Source organism: Owenweeksia hongkongensis DSM 17368, from assembly GCF_000236705.1.
Classification (GTDB): Bacteria; Bacteroidota; Bacteroidia; order Flavobacteriales; family Schleiferiaceae; genus Owenweeksia; species Owenweeksia hongkongensis.
The window spans coordinates 392,464-414,104 of sequence record NC_016599.1; the positions used below are offsets into that span (position 1 = coordinate 392,464).

A 21,641-nucleotide genomic window follows, 5' to 3' on the forward strand; every position below is an offset into this window, starting at 1 on the left:
TTTTATAAGTTTAGTACGTCTTTCATTTGGTATACACCGGTTTTGCCACTCATAAATTCGGCAGCAAGTACGGCACCCAAAGCAAAGCCATCGCGGCTTTTGGCAGTGTGGGTTATTTCGATATCATCAATATCAGAAGTATAAGTAATGCTATGGGTTCCCGGAACATGTTCTTCACGTAAAGCATCAATATGTATTTGTTCCTTTCCGTGAGACTCATCCAAAGTCCAGCCTTCCTTTCTGTTTAGGTTTTCTATTACCTGCTCAGCCAAAGTGATTGCTGTTCCGCTTGGAGCATCTAGTTTTTGAGTGTGATGAATTTCTTGCATTTGCACGTCATAATTGCCGTAGGCATTCATAATACGTGCTAATTGCTTATTTATTTCAAAAAAAATGTTAACGCCCAAACTAAAGTTGGAAGCAAACAAAAATCCTGATTGATTTTCCTCACACAGTTTTACGGCTTCGTCATATTTGGCTAGCCAGCCAGTAGTACCAGTTATTACCGGAACCTGGTTTTTGAAACATACGGCAAGATTATCAAATACGGCCTCAGGGCGTGTAAACTCAATGGCTACATCAGCTTGTTTAAGTTTAGCTTCATCAATGCCTTCGCGGCCAAAGGTGGCTACCACTTCGTGATTGCGCTCCAGCAATATTCTTTCGATGGTTTTGCCCATCTTTCCGTATCCTATAAGTGCTACTTTCATTTAAAACTGAGGGTTACTCCAAAACCAAAGCCTAGTGTGCCATAGTTTTGGTTATTCATTATGGTAGGTTCCCAGCGCAGGCTAAGGTCATCGCTCACATCATAATAAAAAAGGTGAGCATCTACATAAGCATCCAGCACATTTAGCCCATAAGCCACAGCTCCCAAAATGATGGATAGATCCCGCTGCTGACGGTAAAAATTTTGTAGTTCAATTAATTGCCGCTCGTCATATACACCGGCAAATTGATCATTGCTTAAGTCATTATCCAATCTGCTATAAAAAGCGTCTTCGTATATTTTGTACTGATCCTGATTCCAAATGATGGCGTAAATAGCGGCTCCCATCGCAGCATATACTATCGGTACTTTCCAATACTTTTTATTGTACACCTGTCCCATTCCTGGGAAAGTAGAAGACAGCATAGCCGCCTTACTAGGGGAGTGGTCTCCTTGCTCAACTGATTTTTCGCCACCTACTATGGAGTCGGTGTAAATTCTTTCGGCTTGGGGTGTGTAAGATTCGGGGGCAATATCTTCAAGGGAAAGACTATCCGAGGCGGTGCTGTCTACCTGTGCTGAAGCAAAATTAGCCGACAGCAAAAATAATGTAAGGCAAAGTGTGCCTAAGATAGTATGTGATTTTCCCGATGTTTTCAACTATTGAGCAAACTCAAAATTCTTTCAAAGTCCTTATCATTTTTAAAAGGAATTACAATCTTGCCTTTACCACGCTTGCTGCGCGATAGGCTCACATCCGATTCTAGTTTTTCAGATAAGTTTTCCTGAACTTCTACATATTTTTCAGGCAGGGTGGGAGTAGCAGTTTTTGTGCCAGAAGTTTCATTTTCAGCCTGACGCAATTTACGTACGGCATCTTCCACTTGACGAACGCTAAGATCTTTGGCAATGATGGTTTCATAGATTTTCATCTGATCTTCCTCATTTTCAACGCTCACAATTGCACGAGCATGGCCCATGCTTATCATTTTGTCACGAAGACCAGCTTGCACGATGGGCTGTAATTTTAAAAGACGAAGGTAGTTGGTAACGGTACTTCGTTTTTTACCCACACGGTCGCTCATGGCTTCTTGTGTAAGGCTGCACTCATCAATCAGACGTTGATAGCTCAGGGCAATCTCTATACTGTCAAGCTCCTCGCGCTGAATGTTTTCTACCAAAGCCATTTCCAGCATGGTTTGGTCATCAGCCAGGCGAATGTATGCCGGCAAAGTTTCTAAACCTGCAATTTTAGAAGCACGGTACCTACGCTCACCACTGATAATGGTGAAGCTGTCGTTGCCATTTTTACGAACCGTAATAGGCTGAATAATTCCTAATTCGCGAATGGAAATAGCCAGTTCTTCAAGGGCTTCTTTGCTAAACTGTGTACGTGGTTGATCAGGATTAGGGTGAATTTTTTCAATTTCAATTTCCGCAATTGCGCCCACAATCTTGTCTGCATTCACATCTGCCGCAGAGTTTACCTCTCCAGTGTCTTTCAATAAGGCCGAAAGGCCACGTCCCATTGCTTTTCTCTTAGGTGCCGCCATCATTAGGATAAAAATGTTTTATAAAGTGGAAATAATCAGAAAACAGAGTGCCAGTGAAAACCTATTTAACTAGGCTGTTTCTTCTATTGCTTCGTTCTTTTCCAAAAATTCGCGCGCCAAATTTAAGTAATTCTCCGCGCCATTACTGGAAGCATCATACATGATAATGCTTTCGCCATAACTAGGGGCTTCACTTAAGCGCACATTTCTTTGAATAATTGTGTTGAATACCATTTTCTGGAAGTGTGTTTTTACTTCTTCAACCACTTGATTGGAAAGTCTCAAGCGAGAATCGTACATGGTCAAAAGAAGTCCTTCAATATCTAAATCAGGGTTGTGGATATTTTGAACGCTCTTAATGGTATTCAGCAATTTACCCAAACCTTCCAAAGCAAAATACTCGCATTGGATAGGTATAATCACGGAATCAGCTGCAGTAAGTGCATTCAAAGTGATAAGACCCAGAGAAGGGGCGCAGTCAATAATTATATAATCGTACTGATCTTTTACTTCAAGCAAGGCACGCTTAAGCATCTGCTCACGTCTGTCTTTGTCTACCAATTCAATTTCTACCGCAACAAGGTCAATTTGCGCAGGCATCAAATCTACGTTTGGCGACTTTGTTTTTAAAATAACCTCTGAAACTTTGTTTTCATGTTCCAAAACCTGATACGTTCCAAGGCTAATATTATCTGGGTCAAAGCCCAAACCAGAAGTGGAGTTAGCTTGTGGGTCGGCATCAATAAGTAGAACTTTCTTTTCTAAAACGCCTAAACTTGCCGCAAGATTTACAGCTGTGGTGGTTTTTCCAACACCACCTTTTTGATTGGCTACTGCTACCGTTTTTCCCATTTTCGTCTTCGTTATTGTTTAAAATTCTATCAAAAAACCTCAAAGGCCTACCCGTAAAAACATCATTATCAAAGGGTAAGTGGCTATTGGATTTTCCTTAGCTTTCGCGCTCCAAATTACAATAATAAAGGGGCTTGGCGGCTCTTACAAATTCTTTTCAGATTAATTTTTTAACAAGAATATGATAAGCGTAATCTGTGGCACACACCGTCCGCAAAACCAAACTTTGGCAGTAGTTAACAAATACGTTGAAATCCTTAAAAATTTAGGGGAGGAGGTTTGTGTATTAAAGATGGATGACCTTCCAGAAAATTTTATGGTGACCAATACTTTTGGTGAACCCTCACATGGATTAGATGATGTGGTCGAAAAATTTGTGGCAGGATCAGATAAGTTAGTTTTTATTGCCCCAGAGTACAATGGTAGTTATCCAGGTATATTAAAGGTGTTTTTAGATGCTGTTCCTCCACATACGTGGAAAGGTAAGAAAGCAGCTCTGGTGGGAGTGGCCAGTGGCAGGGCTGGTAACCTTCGTGGGATGGATCACCTTACCGATGTATTACATTATTTACGAGTGGAAGTGTTTTCACTAAAAATTCCAATCTCCAAGTTGAACACTTTAATTAATAATGGAGAAGTAGTCGATACTGAAACCTTAGGCGTATTGAAAATGCAGGCGGAGGAATTTTTGAGGTTTTAAGTTTTATCTTTTAAAACACAAATCTTTCAGACTTACAAACTCCCGAAAGGCATAAACGTGTCTAATTTTCCTTATTTCTCAACAGGCGTATTCACTTACATTAAACTTTTCCTTTCTTTGCTTTTATGGCAGGAAATACCTTCGGAAAAGTATTCACATTAACCACCTTTGGCGAGTCTCATGGAGAGGCCATTGGAGGTATTATTGATGGTTGTCCTTCTGGTTTAGATTTGGATATTGAAGAAATTCAAAATCAACTAGATAGAAGAAAGCCGGGGCAGTCTAAAATAACAACGCAAAGAAAGGAATCGGACGAGGTGAAGTTGCTTTCTGGAATCTTTGAAGGAAAGACCACGGGTGCTCCAATTGGTTTTACCATTCCAAACAGCAATGCCAAAAGCAAGGATTACGATCACATAAAAGATGTGTTTCGCCCTTCACATGCTGATTATACCTATCAACAGAAGTATGGGCTTCGCGATTACCGAGGTGGTGGACGTTCCTCCGCTCGTGAAACGGCTAGCCGCGTGGTTGGTGGAGCTATTGCGCGTCAATTGTTAAAAGGTGTGACTATTCAGGCCTATGTTTGTGCGGTGGGGGAAATTTCAATTGAGGATGACTACTCAAAGCTTAATCTTTCGGAGACGGATTCGAATATCGTGCGATGTCCACATTCCGCGAAAGCGGCCGAAATGATAGAGTTGATAGATAAAACGCGCAAGGAGGGAGATACGATAGGTGGCGTGGTAAGCTGCGTTATCAAAGGTGTTCCGGTCGGTTGGGGTGAGCCTGTATTTGACAGACTTCATGCTGATTTGGGCAAAGCCATGCTAAGCATCAATGCTGTTAAAGGTTTTGAGTACGGAAGCGGTTTTGCTGGAAGCCGAATGAAGGGCAGCGAGCACAACGATAATTTTGAAGCCGAAGGAGGCACTGCAAGCAACTTTTCGGGCGGTATACAGGGCGGAATTAGCAATGGCGAGGATATTTATTTTAAGGTTGCTTTTAAGCCTGTGGCCACAATCATGCGCGATCAGCAATCTGTAAACGAAAAAGGCGAAGAGGTAATCGTAAAAGGCAAGGGAAGACACGATCCATGCGTGGTTCCGCGAGCTGTACCCATTGTGGAAGCCATGGCTGCACTGGTATTGGCGGATCATTACCTATTGGCAAAATTGAACAAATAAAAACGCGAACAAAGCAAAGTATAGATGAAGTTAGCACTACACTGGAAGATTATTATTGGATTGGTATTAGGGGTGATTTGGGCCATAGTTTCAAGCCAGATGGGGTGGAGTCAATTTACCATTGATTGGATTGCGCCATTCGGAACCATTTTTATCAATCTTCTAAAATTAATCGCGGTACCACTGGTGCTTTTCTCCATTATCAGCGGAGTTGCCGGTTTGGGTGACCCTAAAAGTTTGGGGCGCATGGGGGCAAAAACCTTGGGCTTTTATTTTGCTACAACTCTTTTGGCCGTGGGATTGGGTTTGCTGTTGGTAAATGTGATTAATCCAGGAAAACTGGTTGATGAGCAGAGCCGAATTGACAATAGAATCAGTTATGAGCTTTGGGCGGCTTCGGAAGGAATAGAGGTGAAGGATGGTGTAAATTACTTGCAAGACCCAACTTATAGGGATAGAGCCTTGGAAATAACGGAACTTTCAAAAGCTGACTTGAAAGATGCTACAGTAGAAGAAAAAATGGCTACCGCCAATCAAGCCAAAGAGGCAGGGCCTTTACAGCCACTTGTTGACTTAGTTCCTCAAAATATTTTTAGCAGTTTGGGAGACAATGGCTCTATGCTTAAAGTAATATTCTTCGCCATATTTTTTGGGATAAGCCTCCTTTTGATTCCCAATGAAAAATCAAATCCTGTAAAGGCGTTTGTAGATGGCACCATGGAGATATTCCTGAAGATGGTTGACATTGTGATGCAAGCTGCACCATTCTTCGTATTTGCTTTATTGGCTGGGGTTGTGAGTAAAATGGCTGGTGATGATGTAGGTAAGGTTTTAGAGATTTTTAAAGGACTAAGCTGGTATTCTTTAACTGTATTCCTTGGTTTGATGCTAATGATCTTTGCCATTTATCCTTTGATTTTAAAACTGTTTGTACGTGTGATTTCTTATACAGGATTCTTTAAAAGTATAAGTCCTGCGCAAACTTTGGCTTTTTCTACTTCTTCGAGCGCGGCTACTTTGCCGGTAACGATGGAATGTGTAGAGGATAATCTTGGTGTGGATAAAAAGGTAACTGGTTTTGTATTGCCTATTGGAGCTACAGTAAATATGGACGGAACGAGCTTGTATCAAGCGGTGGCCGTGGTTTTCTTAGCACAGCTCCACATGATTGATTTGACGTTTGCGCAGCAACTTACCATAGTGCTTACCGCAAGCTTGGCTTCTATCGGTTCGGCTGCTGTGCCCAGTGCTGGATTGGTTATGCTGATTATCGTGCTCCAAAGTGTTGGTTTAAATCCAGCCTGGATCGGAATTATTTTGCCTGTTGATAGAATTTTGGATATGTGTCGCACCGTTGTGAACGTTACAGGTGATGCAACTGTTTCATCCGTAATCGCCAAAGGTGAAGGATTGTTGCATTATGATAAAGCACGCGAAACCGAAAGAACCTTTGAGCCGTAATTAAGGACAAATAAAATTTTCCATACAAAATGAAAAGACTATTTCAAGTACTCGGAACCCTGATTTTACTGGTGGTGGCTGCGGCCATTATCCTTCCTATTGTTTTTAAAGATGAAATAATAGCGAGGGCCAAGGAGGAGATGAACAAGAATCTCACGGCTACCGTAGATTTCAAAGACATTAACATCAGTCTATTTCGATCCTTCCCCAATTTTGCGCTTACGCTGGAAGAAACCACAGTGGATGGTAAAGGGATTTTTGAAGGAACACGTTTGGCAGAGATCGGAAGCTTTAATGTAGATCTGAATCTATACAGTGTGATTTCTGGAAACACGTACGAAATTGAAGGTATTCAGATAAAAGACGCTACGGTGCATGTGGTGGTAGATACCAGTGGTGCTGCAAACTATGATATTGTGAAAGCCAGCGAAGAAGAAGAGGAGGAAGTAGAAGAAACTACTGAAGAGTCTTCCAGCTTTAAGCTGAATCTGAAAGGGTATGAGTTGGAAAACTTCAACCTTATTTATGATGATCGCCCTGGTGCGATGGCTGTTCATATCAAAAACCTAAACCATACAGGCTCTGGTGATTTTACGGAAGTAGTGGTAAATCTTACTACCAAAACCACTATTGATGCTTTGACCTTTGATTATGAAGGTGTTGCTTATTTGAGCAAAACAAAGGTGGATGCTGACATTAATGTGGCGTTTGATCAGGAGGCTTTCAAAATTACTTTTCAGGAAAACAAGGTTGCCCTTAATGACCTAGCTTTAAAATTTGACGGTTGGGTATTGATGCCGGAAGACGATATTGATATGGATCTTTCGTTTGAAGCTCCTGATAATAATTTCAAAAGTGTGCTTTCGCTAATTCCTGCGGTGTATGCCGAAGATTTTGCCAGTGTAAAAACAACGGGTGATTTTAACCTAAAAGGAATGGCCAAAGGAAAATACAGCGATGACCCTGAAACCTACCCAACTTTTGATTTGGTTTTCAACATCAACAATGCAACTTTCCGTTATCCTGATTTGCCGGCAGGGGTGGATGGTATAAATGTAAAAGCGCACATCTTCAACAAAACATCTGATCTTGACGGCATGGTGATAGACGTGCCTACCGCCAGTGCTGTGGTAGCCGGAAGTCCTATTAACGCAAGTTTGAACTTAAAAACACCAATGTCAGATCCGCAAATTGCCATGTTTGTAAAAACGGATTTTGACCTGGCTAATGTTGCCAAAGTGGTTCCTGCTTCAGGTTTTGATTATAGTGGCCGTGTAAAAGCTGATTTGGATTTGGCTACGCGTATGTCGGACATTGATAATGAGCGCTACGAAAACGTAAAAGCCGAGGGAAATCTTTTGATTGAAGGAATGACTCTGAGAAGTGATAGCCTTCCTTATGATGTGGCATTGAGCAAAATGGAAATGGCCTTTAGTCCGCAATATGTAGATCTCAAAGCCTTTGATTCTAAAATAGGGAAGTCTGATATAGCGGCCAATGGTCGTATTGACAACCTTTTGGGCTACGCTTTGGAAGATCAAACCTTGAAAGCCAATTTCAATATTACTTCTAACCTATTGGATTTGAATGAGCTTTCTGGCCCAAGTGAAGAAGGAGCAGAGGAAACAACCACTGAAACTACCGATGCTGAAAGTGCTTTGGAAGTTATTCGCTTGCCGCAAAATGTGGATGCTACGCTTACGGCAAGCTTGCAAAAGGTGATTTATGACAATCTGGAAATAGAGCGTGTGAATGGAACAATTGCCTTGAAGGAAGGCGCAGCTTCGATGACAAACGTGAATATGGAAATGCTGGGCGGAGGGATGCAGCTGGATGGTGTTTACGATAGTAAACCTGCAGCTCCAGAGGTAGACTTTAAAATGAATATCAAAAACTTCAGCTTTAAGGAAAGTTTTGAAAAATTCATTACCGTTCAAAAAATGGCGCCTATTATGGAAAATACAACGGGAACTTATGGTACAGAGCTGAATTTTGCATCAAAGCTAAACCCTGATATGAGCCCGGATTTAGCAACTGTGACTGCTGCTGGTAAGTTGGTAGCTAATAATATGACTACTTCGCCTGAAGCCATGAAAAAGCTTGCGGACATGCTAAAGAATGATAAGCTATCTACTTTGGATTTGGGAAATGTAAACCTCAGCTACAAGATTCAGGATGGCCGTGTAAGCGTTGATCCTTTTGATATTAAAGCTGGTGACGTTACTGCAAAGGTGAGTGGTAGCAATGGTTTGGATCAAACACTGGATTATACCATGGATATGAAAATTCCAACTTCGGGGATAAAGGCCAATGCTTTACTTGAGCAATTTGGAGCAACTTCTGGCGGCAAGCTAGATCTGAAAGTGCTAATTGGCGGTACGGTGCAAGATCCAAAAGTAACTACCGATTTGGGCAACCTTGCCGGGAATGTAATTGATAACCTGAAGGATCAAGCCAAAGAAAAGGTAGAAGAAGTGAAAAAAGAAGCTATTGATAAAGCTAATGCTGAAGCGCAAAAGTTGATTGACGAGGCTGAGAAAAAAGGTGATGAATTAATAGCTAAAGCGCAAGAGGCTGGGGATAAACTTAAAGCTATAGCTAAGAAGCAAGCTGATAATATAAGAGCTGAAGGAAAGAAGAACGCTCAAAAAGCCCGTGATGAAGGAAAAGGTAATCCTCTTAAAAAATTAGCAGCAGATAAGGCTGGCGATGAAATAGAGAAGAAAGCCAATGAAGCTGCTAAAAAAGTAGAGGATGAAGCTAACAAGCAAGCTAATTCATTGCTGAATGAAGCCAAGAAGCAAAAAGAAGAATTAGTGAAAAACGCGAGGGAGGAAGCCAAGATTGAGGGAGGTAATTGATGTTATAGCGATTTCGGAAGAAGTGGTATTGATTCTTGGAGAAGTATGAATTTTTGGAAAACTATATTTAAGAAAGTTGAAACAGCAAAATCTTCTGGTTCAATTGAACAACCAAAAGTTGAAAGGCCAAACGGAAAGTTGACAATCGCAAAAAAGCGGGAATTCTTCGGTATGATAAAGAATGAAGAATTTGACCATTTGAATGAGATTTCAAGTTCTCTTGATAATTACCCTGAATTAGCCAACGAAGTGGTGTCAGGGTTATCAAAAGGTATCGATGGATTTTCTTCTCTGATGCTTTCAATTCGATTCTATAATTTTTCGGTTGCAAAGTTGCTTGTTAAACGAGGCGCTGATGTGAATTACATAGACAGTTCTCAATTCCGAAAAAATCATCATCCCGTTTTATTTGATCTCATTGAAACTATTAGAGATGTGGTTGAGTTAGGAAATTTTGATGCAGCAAATAAGGCCTTGGAGTTGTGGGATTTGATGGACTCTAACGGTCTCGATTATTTGTTGAAGTCGGAAGTAAGTGATGGTATAAATCAATCTCAGAACTGCCTTGAGGCCTTTCTAAGACTTGTTGGAGTGAAATACGGGAATCGACATATGGTGGCAAAGGCAGACTCTAAAGTGTTAAACTCCGAGGGAGTTAACATGATTTTTAAACTTGGAAAAGAGGATAGGGATTTGGAGAAAGAGATGTATTACAAAGAAGTTGCCTCCCGTATTTTAAACAATATTAGTGAAGAAGCCTTGCGTGATATTGACGCAAATAGATTTCGTTCTTGGTCAACATCAATACTGCCTTTTTATAGAGAACGTGGTTTTGTGGATACTTATGCTTTAACTCTAGTTAATGACATCGTCATTCAGAAATATGGTTTTGAAATTAATAACATTAAAGATAGCAGTTACATAAAGGCAAACTTTGACGGTCAAATTCCTGGCGTTGTTGATTGTTCTTTAGATGATTGAATAGAACTGAAGTAACTTGTAAATAGCATATCTTCTTCTCGTTAATACTGAAAAGATATTTAAACATAACAATGAAAAACCTACTCGTTTTTACAATTTCAATACTTATAGGTTACAGCACCTATGCACAGCCCGAGTTGGGGGAGTGTGATCAAGAGGTAGAGGAAATTGCTGCTAGTCAATTGCCAAAGGCATTGAAAAACTGGAAAGCAAAAAATTACCGAGAGACCGAGCGCTATTTAAAAAAGGCGGTTTCTTTAGATCCTGAATATGCAGATGCATTGTATTTACTTGGTGATTTTTATATCAAACAACGTCAGATTGATAAAGCAGAACCTTTATGGTTAAAGCTTTTGGAAGTGTGCCCAAACTATAAGGCTGAAGTAAAATACTTTGTGGGTGTAATCTTAATGGAAAATGGAAAACGGCCAGAAGCTATTGAAATGTTTGAATCATTTTTATCAGATCCTGAGCGAGATAGAGGTTATGATAAAGAAGTGAAAAGCGCTCTTAAAGAAGCACAGCTTATGGATGAACTATTGAGCAATCCGGTGGCTTTTAACCCAACCGTGGTGCAGCGAATCTCAACCCAGGAGGACGAGTATTTGGCAAGTATTTCTCCGGATCAGCAAAAGATGTTTTTTACCAGAAAGACCAAGAAAGTAAACCGCATGGATGGCCCAGCGGCAAAAGTGCGCATGGTAGAAGAGTTTTGCATGGCAGAGCGAAATGGTACCAATGGAGACTTTGAAATTGGGGCAGCTATGCCACCTCCCTTTAACACGAGCTTTAACGAAGGTGGGCCAAGTATTTCAGCTGATAATTCAGAAATATATTTTACCGTTTGCCAGGATTTGAAGGGCTATATAAACTGTGATGTCTATTTTTCTGAGCGTGATGGTTACGGTGGTTGGACCACTCCAAAGTCCGTAGGTGATCATATTAATAATCGCGATAGCTGGGAGAGTCAACCTACGGTTTCGGCCAATGGTGATGTGCTTTTTTTTACCAGCAATAGAGAAGGAGGACTTGGTGGTCTTGACTTGTATTACTGCACGCGCAAGGTAGGTGAGGGTTGGAGTGCTCCAAAAAATGTTGGCGCGCCAGTGAATACGCGTAAAAACGAAAAAACGCCTTTCCTTCATAGTGATAGCAAAACGCTTTACTTTTCATCTGATGGCCTTGAAGGTATGGGCGCTTTTGATATTTATTATTCCAAAGCATCGAATGATTCTCTGTGGGATGAGCCTATGAATATTGGTTACCCTATAAACACAAAGGAGGATGATTTAGGACTTTTTGTAAGTCTGGATGGACAGACTGGATATTTTGCTTCCACAAAGTACCGTGCACAAGGAGGTTGGGATGTTTTTGAGTTTTCATTGCCGGAAAAGGCGCGCCCTGAAGAGGTAAGCCTGATAACAGGAACTTTGGTAGATGAATATGATGAACCTATCAAGGATGCAACGGTAGAGGTTAAAAACCTTAAGACCAAAGAAATCACTAAGGTGAGGGTGGATGAGCAAACAGGAACTTACGCTCGTGTGGTTTCTGCTAAGCCAGACCAGGACGTGATTATAACTGTAAAAAAGAAAGGAGCAGCTTTTAGTTCAAAATACGTTTCGAGTAAAGAACTTAAAGGAAGTCAGGTTGTAGATGCCCCCCTGGTAGTAGCAACTTTGGAAATTGGAAAGGAGTATAAGTTGAACGATATCAACTTTGAGTCAAACTCTTATGAGCTAGATGTAGCAGCTGAAAGTGTAATTGATGAGTTTATTATTTTCTTAAAAGACAACCCAGAGCTTAAAGCGGACATTCAAGGGCACACCGATAATGTTGGTAATCCTTCGGCAAACCAAACGCTGTCGCATAACCGTTCAAAAACGGTGTATGATTATGTTTTGAATCATGGAATTGACGCCAGCCGTGTGTCTTTCCACGGATATGGTGAAACCCGTCCCATTGCGCCCAATAATACTGAAGAGGGCCGCGCGAAAAACAGACGTACTGTTTTTGTGATTACCTCCAAATAGTATGCATATTATCGCTTAGCATTCCCCTCTCTTAGGAGAGGGGTGGCATAGCACTTTTGTGCTATGGTGGGGTGTGGCGCTTTGCGTAAAGCAAAATGTGACATATTTGTTTTAGTCAGAATAGTTACCTGATCCCAGCATCAAATCCCCTTGGCATACACTACCTTTTGATAGTAGCCTTCTGCTTGTCCCAGGTCTTCAAAGGTTAAATACCTCCGCTTTAGCGGGAAGCCTAGAAAGTATCTCGTTATCATTACCAGATAACGACTGCCATTTTGGGCAAATAATTTTATCGATAAGCTGTTACGCTTCTGAGCCTTCAAGATTTTGAAACCTCTCATAGTTGTTGGTCTTCCGTTCATTTACTGCATAAAAAAAGCCGCTCCGAAAATTAATACTTCGGGGCGGCTTTAGTGTTATACGAAAGTGAACCTTACATTCTCCTTTCTTTAATTCTTGCAGCTTTACCTGTACGTTCTCTTTGGTAGAAGATACGGGCTCTGCGAACTTTAGCTTTCTTGTTCATCTCAATTTTTTCGATGGTAGGAAGATTCACTGGGAAAATTCTTTCTACACCGATGTTTCCTGAAATCTTACGAATGGTAAAAGTTTCAGTAGCTCCAGAACCTCTGCGCTGTAATACTACACCACGGAAAAACTGAACACGCTCTTTTGCACCTTCCACAATTTTGTAATACACAGTGATAGTATCACCAGCACCAAATTTTGGGAATTCTTTTCTTTCAATGTACTCTTCTTGTACAAATTTTAATAAATCCATCTTAAGGATAATTTATAGTTTGCTGAAAGCCAACATTCACAATTTTTGCCAGAGGTTGAATATCAGTTGCTTATCACATTTTTGTAAGAGGTGGTAAACAGGCTGCAATATTAATACAAAACAATTAATTGGAGAAACTAATCTTCTAATAAATCTGGCCTGCGTAGGCGAGTACGCTCCATGGCTTGCTCATGCCTCCAGTCATCTATTGCCGGAAAGTTTCCTGAAGTGAGTATCTCGGGAACTTTCAATCCTCTAAAATCAGCTGGGCGAGTGTACACGGGTGGAGCCAAAAGTCCATCCTGAAAAGAATCGGTCAGGGCAGAAGACTCGTCATTAAGCACACCGGGTATTAAACGGATAATAGCATCACTAACTACTGCTGCTCCAAGCTCACCACCACTCATCACAAAATCACCGATAGAAATTTCTTTGGTAATCAGCTCATCGCGCACACGTTGGTCTATTCCTTTATAGTGTCCACAAAGGATCATGATATTCCCCTTTAGCGAAAGTGTATTGGCCATAGGCTGATTGAAAACTTCGCCATCAGGAGTCATGTAAATGATTTCATCATATTCACGCTCAGCTTTAAGGTCTTCAATAGATTCAAAAAGCGGTTCGCACATCATTACCAAACCAGCGCCACCGCCAAATTGATAATCATCCAATTTTTTATGCTTTCCCTTTCCGTATTTCCTTAGATCATGAATATGTACTTCAACCAATCCTTTTTCAATGGCTCTCTTTAAAATAGAGTCAGCAAAAGGGCTTTCAAGTAATTTGGGCAAAAGGGTAATGATGTCGATGCGCATCTATGAGAATAATTTTGTGCAAACTTAACAAAGTAAAGCGAGAGGGGTAGGCATAAAAAAGGAGCCCCAAAAATTAATTCAGGGCTCCGGGATTCATTGTTAACCTCACTTAACAACTATTATTTTTCTGACTCGCCTTCTTTTTTAAAACCTAAAGAGGCCGAGTTTATACAGTAACGCATGCCTGTTTCGGTGGGGCCATCGTCAAATACGTGACCTAAATGTCCTCCGCAGGTTCCGCAAAGTATTTCGGTTCTTACCATTCCAAAGGAATAGTCTTTCTTTTCCACCACACTATTTTCGCTGATAGCCTTGTCAAAACTTGGCCACCCGCAATGTGCATCAAACTTTGATTCGCTTTCAAATAGCGGTGTATCACAGGCTGCACATTTATAAATGCCATCTTCAAAGTGAAGATTGTATTCTCCCGTTCCAGGGCGTTCAGTTCCTTTTTCGCGCAACACTCTGTATTGCTCGGGCGTAAGCTCTTTACGCCATTGCTCGTCCGTTTTTTGAACTTTGTATTCCGTCATGTCTTCGATTTCTGTTTTGGTTTGAGCATTGCAGCCCCAAGCCAAAAATAGACTCATTGTTATTAACAGTAAATTCTTCATAGGGTTCATTATTAATATTATTTACAAAAGCCGCGCCAATCTAGTTGAGCGGCAAGAAACCTATAATGCTATCAATCACTTTTTGATCCATCAGTACTTTTCGGTGTCCCAAACCTTGGGTAATAACTAATTGGGCGTTAGGCCATTTTGCGGCCAGCTGCTTAGCTTGTTCCACACTTATGTCTTGATCATCAGTATCATGAATAATCATTCCTTGCGGATCAAACCTTGAGGCCAGGTCGTCCGTAGAAGCGTCTTCCACTTTCATAGAGTATCGGTTTTCGATGTTTTCGATTATCCGATTCGCTACTTTGGGTGTGGCCTTTACTTTTTCGCAAAAATCATTTACCACACTGCGTATGCTTACCGGAGTACCAATAACTACGATTTTATGTGGAGATAGGTTTCTTAACAGACTGTTAAATATTGCCATCCCGCCAAGGGAGTGGCCTATAGCGAAGTCAAACTGGCCAAATTTATCTTGTACCGTTTCCACGCAATCTACAAATTCGAGCATGTGCGTTTTCCTTTGCTTTGAAGTACCATGGGCCGGTGCTTCAATAGAAAATACGTGATAGCCCTTTTTGTGAAGCTCTTCTATAATTCTAAAAAACTGAGTGGCTCGTCCGCCCCAGCCGTGCACCAAAAGAACTTTTGGACCATCGTTTTTCCATTCAAATAATGAAAATTCACTTTTGCCAGTGTGCATGATGTGTTCAGTTGCACTTTCTCTTACGGGCATTTCCCTTGTGGGGATAGGAAACTTGATAGGTGTGAAGAATAGATTTAGCGCAAGCTTAGTGGCTAGCGGTGTGGAAACAGCACTGAGCGCAGACATGGTTCCGGTAATATATCCCGGAAGTTTAAAACTCTTTGGGGCGTTGGTAGACTTTGAATTTTTGATGACAAATGATTTTGTACAAAAGTAAACTATGCACGCATAATAAGGTTGTCAGATTTGGTTTTTCTATGAAAGGATTGGGAGGGAGGAGAGTTGGTAATTGGCAGTTTAAAGTATGCAAAGAATTGGAATATAAACGAATAAGGTGGGAAGGGGCAAAGGTTTGCGAATGCACTCGTATGGCAGCTCTAAACGAACGGGTATATTATTTAAGCAGTTTTGAAACAGTCTCACTCATGCTTTTATTTAGCTTACACAATGGTTTTAAGGAATTGTCAATATACTTATCGGTCAAAAGGTTTTTATTTTTAATTGAAGTATAATAAACAGGTGTGGAAAAACCTTTTGGATAGTATTTGCCATTTTGAACATAAGCAATTGACCGAGTATCTTCAGAGCAAACAAGCTTACACCTAGTTACTATAGCTATTGCGGGCAAGTGGGGGTCGTCAAAATCTTTATTATCTCTTAGATCCTCGATTTTTTTTTGATATTTATCAATATCTTCTTTACACCCTTCAACAGCTTTTCCAACTTCTTTTAATAGCCTGATGATTGGTAAATATTTGGAGGTTTTCGAAAGTTCTTGTTTGTACTTTGTGCCTCCATAAATCATTAAACCCTTTCCATGAAGAATCCAATTCAAAACGGGTTCAAAATTTTCATGGTTGTCCGATTTTTTTGAAAAAACATTAGCAATGCAATTTGTGTCTATAATTATTGCCATACTAGATTTCTAATAATTTGAGTTCTTCATCAATGAAAAAATCTCTGTAATTCGAAGGTACATTTTGTGAATAGGAGCCATCTTTATTAATTCCAATTTTCGTAATTGTATTACCCTCACTACTACGAGTAAAAAACAATACCTTGGAAGTGAAATTCACATCCTGTTTTGCTGTATTCAATTTATACCGTAATCGATTTATTGTAAAATCACTATGGGTTTCAATTATAAACTTGTTATTGTCAACTTTTACAGCGTTAAATAGAAAACTACCAAAGGCGGACTGTGCTTTTGGATGTAGATGAACTTCCGGTTGTTGTATTGAAAAACATGTATTTTTAGAGGATAATATTTCAATAATTAGCGGTAGAGATTGAGATACACCATATCCAACATTTGGTAATTTGACCTCAATGTTTTCATATTTGACAATTATTTCAAAGGGCGAACTATTTTTTTTACCCAATTCCCGAACTTCTATTTTATCGAATAAATTACTGTCTTTCCCGAATTTTTCTAAGGCACCGATTATTCTGGTCTTTTCTTTTTGTGATTTGCTGGATAGAATTTGCCTTAGAATTGACGGAATGTGCTCTCCTTCTGGGGAAAATTTAATTTTATAAGATTCATATGTTCTTTTGGCTTTCGCTCTTATAGGAGCTAACCATTTGTAACTGGAATAAAGATTTACATTATTAAAATAACGATTAGACTTGGTAATCTCAATATTTTTAATGAGTTCGTTTTCAATTAGGTGGGCTAAAATGTATACAGGTAGGTTATGTCTTGCAAAGTACGAGGGAAGAACTTTATAATTTTTGGGGAAATCAAAATCAGATATCCAACTCTCATATTCAGAGGTATTTTGCTCTTTTACTCTGTAACTAATTTGCTTTTTGGCAAATTTTATGAGGACATCACGATCAGCGATATTTAATTTTATTAGTTTTAGTACTGGTACTGAGTTTAGTTCATGGAACTCTAATACTACTCTGAAAACTTGCTTTTCATTATGTTCACTATTTTTATATTCTCTCTCAATACCTAATTGAAAAAAGTCAGCATTCGCCTGTTTCTTTATTATTTCCTCGAAGTAACCCAACTCTACTTCATTGTTATTAAATTCATAGTCATACCAAAACTCAGAACTAGATAGTAAGTTTATCACTTTCAATAAGGATGTTTTACCTGTACTGTTTTCTCCTACTAAAAAATTGATTTCGTCTAAGGTGATTACCTCATGTTTAAATCCTTTATAGTTTTTTAAGAATATCTTTTCCATTTACTATTGTTTTACAATATATTCAAGCATCTGTATATGATTGCTTTCTTGGTTTGAATAGGTTAAAAGTGAAAGTAAGTGTTTAATTTCTGAAATGTCGGAAATATTCATGAAAGCGAACCTATCGATGCAGTGCGTTTCAATCCTGCAGAAGGTCTTTTTGTTTATGATCTCAGATTGATAAATGGGAGTAGAGGGCAAAGAAAAAGCCCCAACAACTGTTGAGGCTTTTAAAAAGTGATTCAGCAGGGGCTCGAACCCTGGACCCTCTCCTTAAAAGGGAGATGCTCTACCAACTGAGCTACTGAATCCTATGTCTTTTTAATTTTTGGTGGAAAATTGAACACTCAAAAAAATAAAAATCCTTTAGACAATCACAGTGTTTATAGCACTTATATGTTGTTTTTAAGGGGCGGCAAAGATGTAAAAACAAATTAAGTACACCAGCATTTTGAAGGCTTTTTTTTGATAAAATTTGGAATATCTCAACCACGCAGGTGTAATAATCTTGTTCTGTGTGATTTGCGTTTATTCAATTTTAAGTTGATACTTATCCAAAAGTCCTGCAAGGCCATCTTTTGAGAATTGAGCTCTCTGAATTTTATTATTCTCAGGATCGATGGAGTAGCCATTGGCGGTTGAAAAATTGGCCTTCGTAAGATTTGTGCCGTCAAATATGGCCCCTCTCAAATTGGATAAATTAAAATCAGCTTCATTTAGTTGGGTATCGCTAAAGTCAACATCTTCCAGTTTACAATTATTAAAGTAAGTCTTCGAAATCTTAAGATTATGAAAGGAGCTAAACTGAAGATTGCAAGTAGAGAATGAAAAGCTCAAGAGGAAAGAACTGCACTCATTAAACTTAAGGCCCAGCATTTTACAACCCGAAAAACTGCAGTTTCTAAAAGATGTATTTCTTACATCAGCATTACTCAGGTTGCAGTTTTCAAACTCACATTCATCAAAAATAAAGTTTGAAATGGACGTTGATTCAAAATTACAATTGCGAAAAGTGCAGTAGCTGTACTCTGCTTTTTTAAGTGCTTCAGAAGTAAAATCTTTGGACTCAAAAACTTCATCATCCACAAAAGAAATATCCATTAGTTGTTTGTTATCAGTGCGTTTTTAGCAGCTTAATGGTGCCGAAGTGACCGCTGCCTTTTAGGCTGGCAAAGTACAAACCTTGCGGTAATGCGCTCATGTCAATCGTTGATTTTTGTCCACTAATTGCCTGTTCCATCCATACTTTTCCCTGAATGCCAGTAAGCACCAAATTGATTTTTTCAAAGCTGAAACTCTCTTCAATTTCTATTCGTAGTTTATCCTGAACAGGGTTTGGGAAAACCTTCCATTTTGATATTTCAGACTCTTGGTTGCTGATGAGTGCATCAGTGCATTTCCAGGTTTGTTTAAGCCTTGTATTGGTGGCTGTAATTCCCGTGGTGTAATACAGCTTTTCATCTTTGCTAAATACCATACCTCCTTTGCGGTCAGAGTCTGGTATCGCGCTAAGCTGCTGCCAAGTTTGGTTATTGATATCATAGCGATGCAAGTATTTAGAGTAAACTCCAAGAGAATCACGACCGCCCATAGTAAGCAAAAAGTTGCCACTTGAAACCATTGAGCCATGAGAATGACCTGTCTCGGGGTAAGGAGGTAAATCGATCCAACTATCGGTTTGAGGGATGTATTCCAACAGGTTTTCGGGAAAACTTCCATTATCGGTCATGCCAAATGTAAGGTAGCCCTTGCCATTTACAGATGTAGATTTGGCGGTCCAGATAGTGTACGGGAGGTCGTTTTTTTGTTCCCAGGAGTCATCATTTATGGAGTAGGCCCACACATCGGGAATGGCACCGCCCATGGTTTTGGTGCCTCCAACAATGTAAATCGTGTCATTAATTATAAAACCCGTGGATCCGCTTCGGCCAGAGTCGGGCATGGAGCTGAGTTGTGTCCAAATAGCGGTAGCCGGATCAAATTTCCATAAATCGTTATAAAAAATACCGTTTCCCGTGCCGCCAAATAAGTAGCCAAAAGATTGATCTGAAAGTCCTACAGCATATTGTCTTTCCATACCAGTCGGTAGCGGGGTAGAGTTAGTCCAGGTTTCGGAAACTAAATCGAAGGAATAGAAATCTGTGGTTGTAGAAAACCAAGGCGTCATTCCTGTGCCGCAATAAGCTTTGTTGCCAATGGTGAAGGATGTACCATCATCACAAGCTACACCCGGGTAGTCACTTTTTTGAATCCAGCTCTGGCTAAAACCAGCAGCCACAATGGAAAAATTAAGTAAGAGTATAATTAGTCTTTTCAAGTATTGAAAGGTTTACGGTTGCATCAAGTTGAACGGTTTAGCAAAAATCTTATTGCAAGATTAGATTTTTAAAACCAAAACAATGAAGCCCGTGAATTCTTAGTGGGACTGATTTCTATCCATACATTTGCCTTCAACAATGTTAGAATATGATGAATCTGGATATGGCCTCGATGGCGCTTATTGCGGCCAATGTGATAATAAGTTTACAAGGTTTTAAGAATCGTGCATTTTTAGATAAATGGACTTTTGAAGTTGGTAAGATTCTGGGCGGAAAAGAATACTATCGAATGATAAGTTCAGGCTTCGTTCACGTAGATGGAAACCACCTTCTTTTTAATATGCTTTCTCTTTTCTTCTTTGCTGGAAATATCGAGAGAAGCTTAGGAATAGAAGGTTTGCTGGCGGTGTATTTTGGAAGCTTATTAGCAGGGAGTTTGTTTTCGTTAGTTGTACATAGAAACAGCCCGGGTTATAGAGCAGTAGGTGCTTCCGGAGCGGTGAGTGGAGTTGTGTTTGCTGCCATTGCTTTGTTTCCAGGAATGAAGTTGGGGCTTTTGTTTCTACCCATTTTCTTTCCGGCTTGGGTGTTTGGTTTGGGTTTTGTAGCGTATTCCATTTATGGCATCCGCAGCCAGCGTGACAATGTAGGACACGAGGCGCACCTTGGTGGTGCCATTGTAGGTTTGCTCATTGCTTTACTTTTTGATCCACAGGCTTTCTTCAATAATACTTTTACCATTCTACTCATATTTATTCCCACAGCTATCTTTATGATAATTGCCTGGCAAAAGCCTCAATGGCTGTTTAAAAGGCAGGTACAGCCACAAACGATGGATGATTCGTACAATGAAAGACAGGCTCAGCTTAAAGCTGAATTGAACCGTATTCTGGAAAAAGTAAATACGCACGGGGCCGACAGCTTAACGCACCAGGAAAGAGAGTTTTTAAATCACTTTAGATAAGAAAATACCCGAAGCGCTAATTCTTGGGAAGAAAAAATAAGCCTAAAAACTCTGCTCCATCTGACCTTTGTGTAACTTATTGAAAATCAATTTTATTATTTTCATTCGCCTTTGGGTGAAAGTGATTTTCGTGTCATTCCATTAGCTAATTTCGAGTAAATTTTAATGGAATAATGATACACCCTGATACCGAAGTTCGGTTTATTTCTGATGAAATTGGCTACGGTGTGGTAGCCAAAAAAATGATCCCAAAAGGTACCATAACCTGGGTGCTGGATGAATTGGACAGAGAGTTTACTCCACAAGAAGTAGAGGCCCTTTCAGACCCAATTAAGAATACCATTGATGTGTACGCTTATCGCAATAGTGCCGGTAATTTTATTCTGTGCTGGGACAACGGTCGATTTGTGAACCATAGTTTCAATTCCAACTGTATTTCTACAGCTTATGATTTTGAGATTGCCGTACGCGACATTGAGCCAGGTGAGCAGCTTACGGATGATTATGGGTATCTGAATATTTCAGAACCTTTTAGGGCCCATGCTGAAGGAACCAGACGTAAAACGGTTTACCCAAATGACTTGGTAAAGTATCACCATGCTTGGGACAAAAAGCTGGAAGCAAGTTTTAAATATATCTTAAAACGTGAACAGCCACTAGGGAAACTGTTGAGTGCTTCGCAATGGGACAAGGTAAGAGCAATTTCTGAGGGGAGGGAAAAAATGGACTCGATTCTCAATATTTATTATGATGAAGAAAAGGTAAAACGAGGCTATAGTAGCTTACGCAAAACGGGAGATTAGAGCTTTGAAATAATTAAAAATTGTTCAGTGATTAGAGATAGGAGCGTGCATTCTGCTAGTAAGGATGTTCGCTCCTATTTTATTTGAAGTGTACATTAA

21 protein-coding genes and 1 tRNA gene are annotated in these 21,641 nt (G+C 39.9%); 9 read left to right on the forward strand and 13 right to left on the reverse strand.

All coding sequences use genetic code 11. The features are described 5' to 3' along the window. Window positions 1-2: 2 nt before the first annotated feature. The 4 genes from dapB to OWEHO_RS01840 form a co-directional block, all read right to left on the reverse strand. Window positions 3-710, reverse strand: coding sequence for a 4-hydroxy-tetrahydrodipicolinate reductase (gene dapB / locus OWEHO_RS01825; protein ID WP_014200750.1), 708 nt, complete (start codon window positions 708-710; stop codon window positions 3-5). Next, entirely contained in the window at window positions 707-1,369 is a 663-nt protein-coding gene (locus OWEHO_RS01830) for a DUF5683 domain-containing protein (protein WP_014200751.1), read from the reverse strand. The genes dapB and OWEHO_RS01830 overlap by 4 nt, the downstream gene beginning before the upstream one ends. Then, window positions 1,366-2,265, reverse strand: coding sequence for a ParB/RepB/Spo0J family partition protein (locus OWEHO_RS01835; protein ID WP_014200752.1), 900 nt, complete (start codon window positions 2,263-2,265; stop codon window positions 1,366-1,368). The genes OWEHO_RS01830 and OWEHO_RS01835 overlap by 4 nt, the downstream gene beginning before the upstream one ends. Before the next feature lie 66 nt (window positions 2,266-2,331). Next, on the reverse strand, window positions 2,332-3,114 hold the full coding sequence (locus OWEHO_RS01840) for a ParA family protein (RefSeq protein ID WP_014200753.1): 783 nt from the start codon (window positions 3,112-3,114) through the stop codon (window positions 2,332-2,334). Between the two features lie 181 nt (window positions 3,115-3,295). On the opposite strand from OWEHO_RS01840, the gene OWEHO_RS01845 reads away from it, so the two are divergent. The 6 genes from OWEHO_RS01845 to OWEHO_RS01870 all read left to right on the forward strand — a co-directional run bounded on the left by OWEHO_RS01845 (window position 3,296) and on the right by OWEHO_RS01870 (window position 12,337). Then, window positions 3,296-3,814, forward strand: coding sequence for an NADPH-dependent FMN reductase (locus OWEHO_RS01845; protein ID WP_014200754.1), 519 nt, complete (start codon window positions 3,296-3,298; stop codon window positions 3,812-3,814). A gap of 125 nt (window positions 3,815-3,939) precedes the next feature. Next, window positions 3,940-5,001 (forward strand): chorismate synthase, encoded by a 1,062-nt coding sequence (gene aroC, locus OWEHO_RS01850; RefSeq protein ID WP_014200755.1) that lies wholly within the window; start codon window positions 3,940-3,942, stop codon window positions 4,999-5,001. Window positions 5,002-5,025: 24 nt separating this feature from the next. After that, window positions 5,026-6,462 (forward strand): dicarboxylate/amino acid:cation symporter, encoded by a 1,437-nt coding sequence (locus OWEHO_RS01855; protein ID WP_014200756.1) that lies wholly within the window; start codon window positions 5,026-5,028, stop codon window positions 6,460-6,462. A 29-nt stretch (window positions 6,463-6,491) separates the two neighbouring features. Further along, window positions 6,492-9,323: an AsmA family protein gene (locus OWEHO_RS01860; protein WP_014200757.1), complete on the forward strand. Its 2,832-nt coding sequence runs from the start codon at window positions 6,492-6,494 to the stop codon at window positions 9,321-9,323. Window positions 9,324-9,368: 45 nt separating this feature from the next. Continuing rightward, window positions 9,369-10,304 (forward strand): ankyrin repeat domain-containing protein, encoded by a 936-nt coding sequence (locus OWEHO_RS01865; RefSeq protein ID WP_014200758.1) that lies wholly within the window; start codon window positions 9,369-9,371, stop codon window positions 10,302-10,304. A 71-nt stretch (window positions 10,305-10,375) separates the two neighbouring features. Further along, window positions 10,376-12,337, forward strand: a complete 1,962-nt coding sequence (locus OWEHO_RS01870; RefSeq protein WP_014200759.1) for an OmpA family protein — start codon at window positions 10,376-10,378, stop codon at window positions 12,335-12,337. A 433-nt stretch (window positions 12,338-12,770) separates the two neighbouring features. Here the strand turns inward: OWEHO_RS01870 and rplS are convergent, their stop codons facing one another. The 4 genes from rplS to OWEHO_RS01895 all read right to left on the reverse strand — a co-directional run bounded on the left by rplS (window position 12,771) and on the right by OWEHO_RS01895 (window position 15,289). Continuing rightward, window positions 12,771-13,118 (reverse strand): 50S ribosomal protein L19, encoded by a 348-nt coding sequence (rplS, locus tag OWEHO_RS01880; RefSeq protein WP_014200760.1) that lies wholly within the window; start codon window positions 13,116-13,118, stop codon window positions 12,771-12,773. 137 nt (window positions 13,119-13,255) lie between these two features. Then, the gene (gene trmD, locus OWEHO_RS01885; RefSeq protein WP_014200761.1) at window positions 13,256-13,933 is read right to left on the reverse strand and encodes a tRNA (guanosine(37)-N1)-methyltransferase TrmD; all 678 of its coding nucleotides are present in this window, start codon (window positions 13,931-13,933) and stop codon (window positions 13,256-13,258) included. 119 nt (window positions 13,934-14,052) lie between these two features. Further along, on the reverse strand, window positions 14,053-14,556 hold the full coding sequence (gene msrB / locus OWEHO_RS01890; protein WP_014200762.1) for a peptide-methionine (R)-S-oxide reductase MsrB: 504 nt from the start codon (window positions 14,554-14,556) through the stop codon (window positions 14,053-14,055). Window positions 14,557-14,587: 31 nt separating this feature from the next. Next, on the reverse strand, window positions 14,588-15,289 hold the full coding sequence (locus OWEHO_RS01895) for an alpha/beta hydrolase (RefSeq protein ID WP_169312751.1): 702 nt from the start codon (window positions 15,287-15,289) through the stop codon (window positions 14,588-14,590). A 31-nt stretch (window positions 15,290-15,320) separates the two neighbouring features. On the opposite strand from OWEHO_RS01895, the gene OWEHO_RS18445 reads away from it, so the two are divergent. Next, window positions 15,321-15,476, forward strand: a complete 156-nt coding sequence (locus OWEHO_RS18445; protein WP_169312752.1) for a hypothetical protein — start codon at window positions 15,321-15,323, stop codon at window positions 15,474-15,476. A gap of 177 nt (window positions 15,477-15,653) precedes the next feature. On the opposite strand, the gene OWEHO_RS01905 is transcribed toward OWEHO_RS18445, so the two are convergent. From OWEHO_RS01905 to OWEHO_RS01925, 5 genes are all read right to left on the reverse strand, one after another. Then, complete coding sequence (locus OWEHO_RS01905) at window positions 15,654-16,175, reverse strand: hypothetical protein (RefSeq protein WP_014200764.1); 522 nt, start codon at window positions 16,173-16,175, stop codon at window positions 15,654-15,656. Window position 16,176: 1 nt separating this feature from the next. Beyond that, entirely contained in the window at window positions 16,177-17,457 is a 1,281-nt protein-coding gene (locus tag OWEHO_RS01910) for an AAA family ATPase (protein WP_014200765.1), read from the reverse strand. A gap of 238 nt (window positions 17,458-17,695) precedes the next feature. Next, a tRNA-Lys gene (locus OWEHO_RS01915) sits at window positions 17,696-17,768 on the reverse strand. Between the two features lie 217 nt (window positions 17,769-17,985). Beyond that, window positions 17,986-18,558 carry a pentapeptide repeat-containing protein gene (locus OWEHO_RS01920; protein ID WP_014200766.1) on the reverse strand — a complete coding sequence of 191 codons (573 nt, stop codon included), beginning with the start codon at window positions 18,556-18,558 and terminating at the stop codon, window positions 17,986-17,988. A 13-nt stretch (window positions 18,559-18,571) separates the two neighbouring features. Beyond that, window positions 18,572-19,774: a Kelch repeat-containing protein gene (locus OWEHO_RS01925; RefSeq protein ID WP_014200767.1), complete on the reverse strand. Its 1,203-nt coding sequence runs from the start codon at window positions 19,772-19,774 to the stop codon at window positions 18,572-18,574. Between the two features lie 149 nt (window positions 19,775-19,923). On the opposite strand from OWEHO_RS01925, the gene OWEHO_RS01930 reads away from it, so the two are divergent. Together OWEHO_RS01930 and OWEHO_RS01935 are read left to right on the forward strand one after the other, a co-directional pair. Next, a complete protein-coding gene (locus tag OWEHO_RS01930) occupies window positions 19,924-20,739 on the forward strand; it encodes a rhomboid family intramembrane serine protease (protein ID WP_041627359.1) in 816 nt (271 codons plus the stop codon). Between the two features lie 173 nt (window positions 20,740-20,912). Continuing rightward, window positions 20,913-21,542 carry an SET domain-containing protein gene (locus OWEHO_RS01935; RefSeq protein WP_014200769.1) on the forward strand — a complete coding sequence of 210 codons (630 nt, stop codon included), beginning with the start codon at window positions 20,913-20,915 and terminating at the stop codon, window positions 21,540-21,542. Window positions 21,543-21,641: the final 99 nt, after the last annotated feature.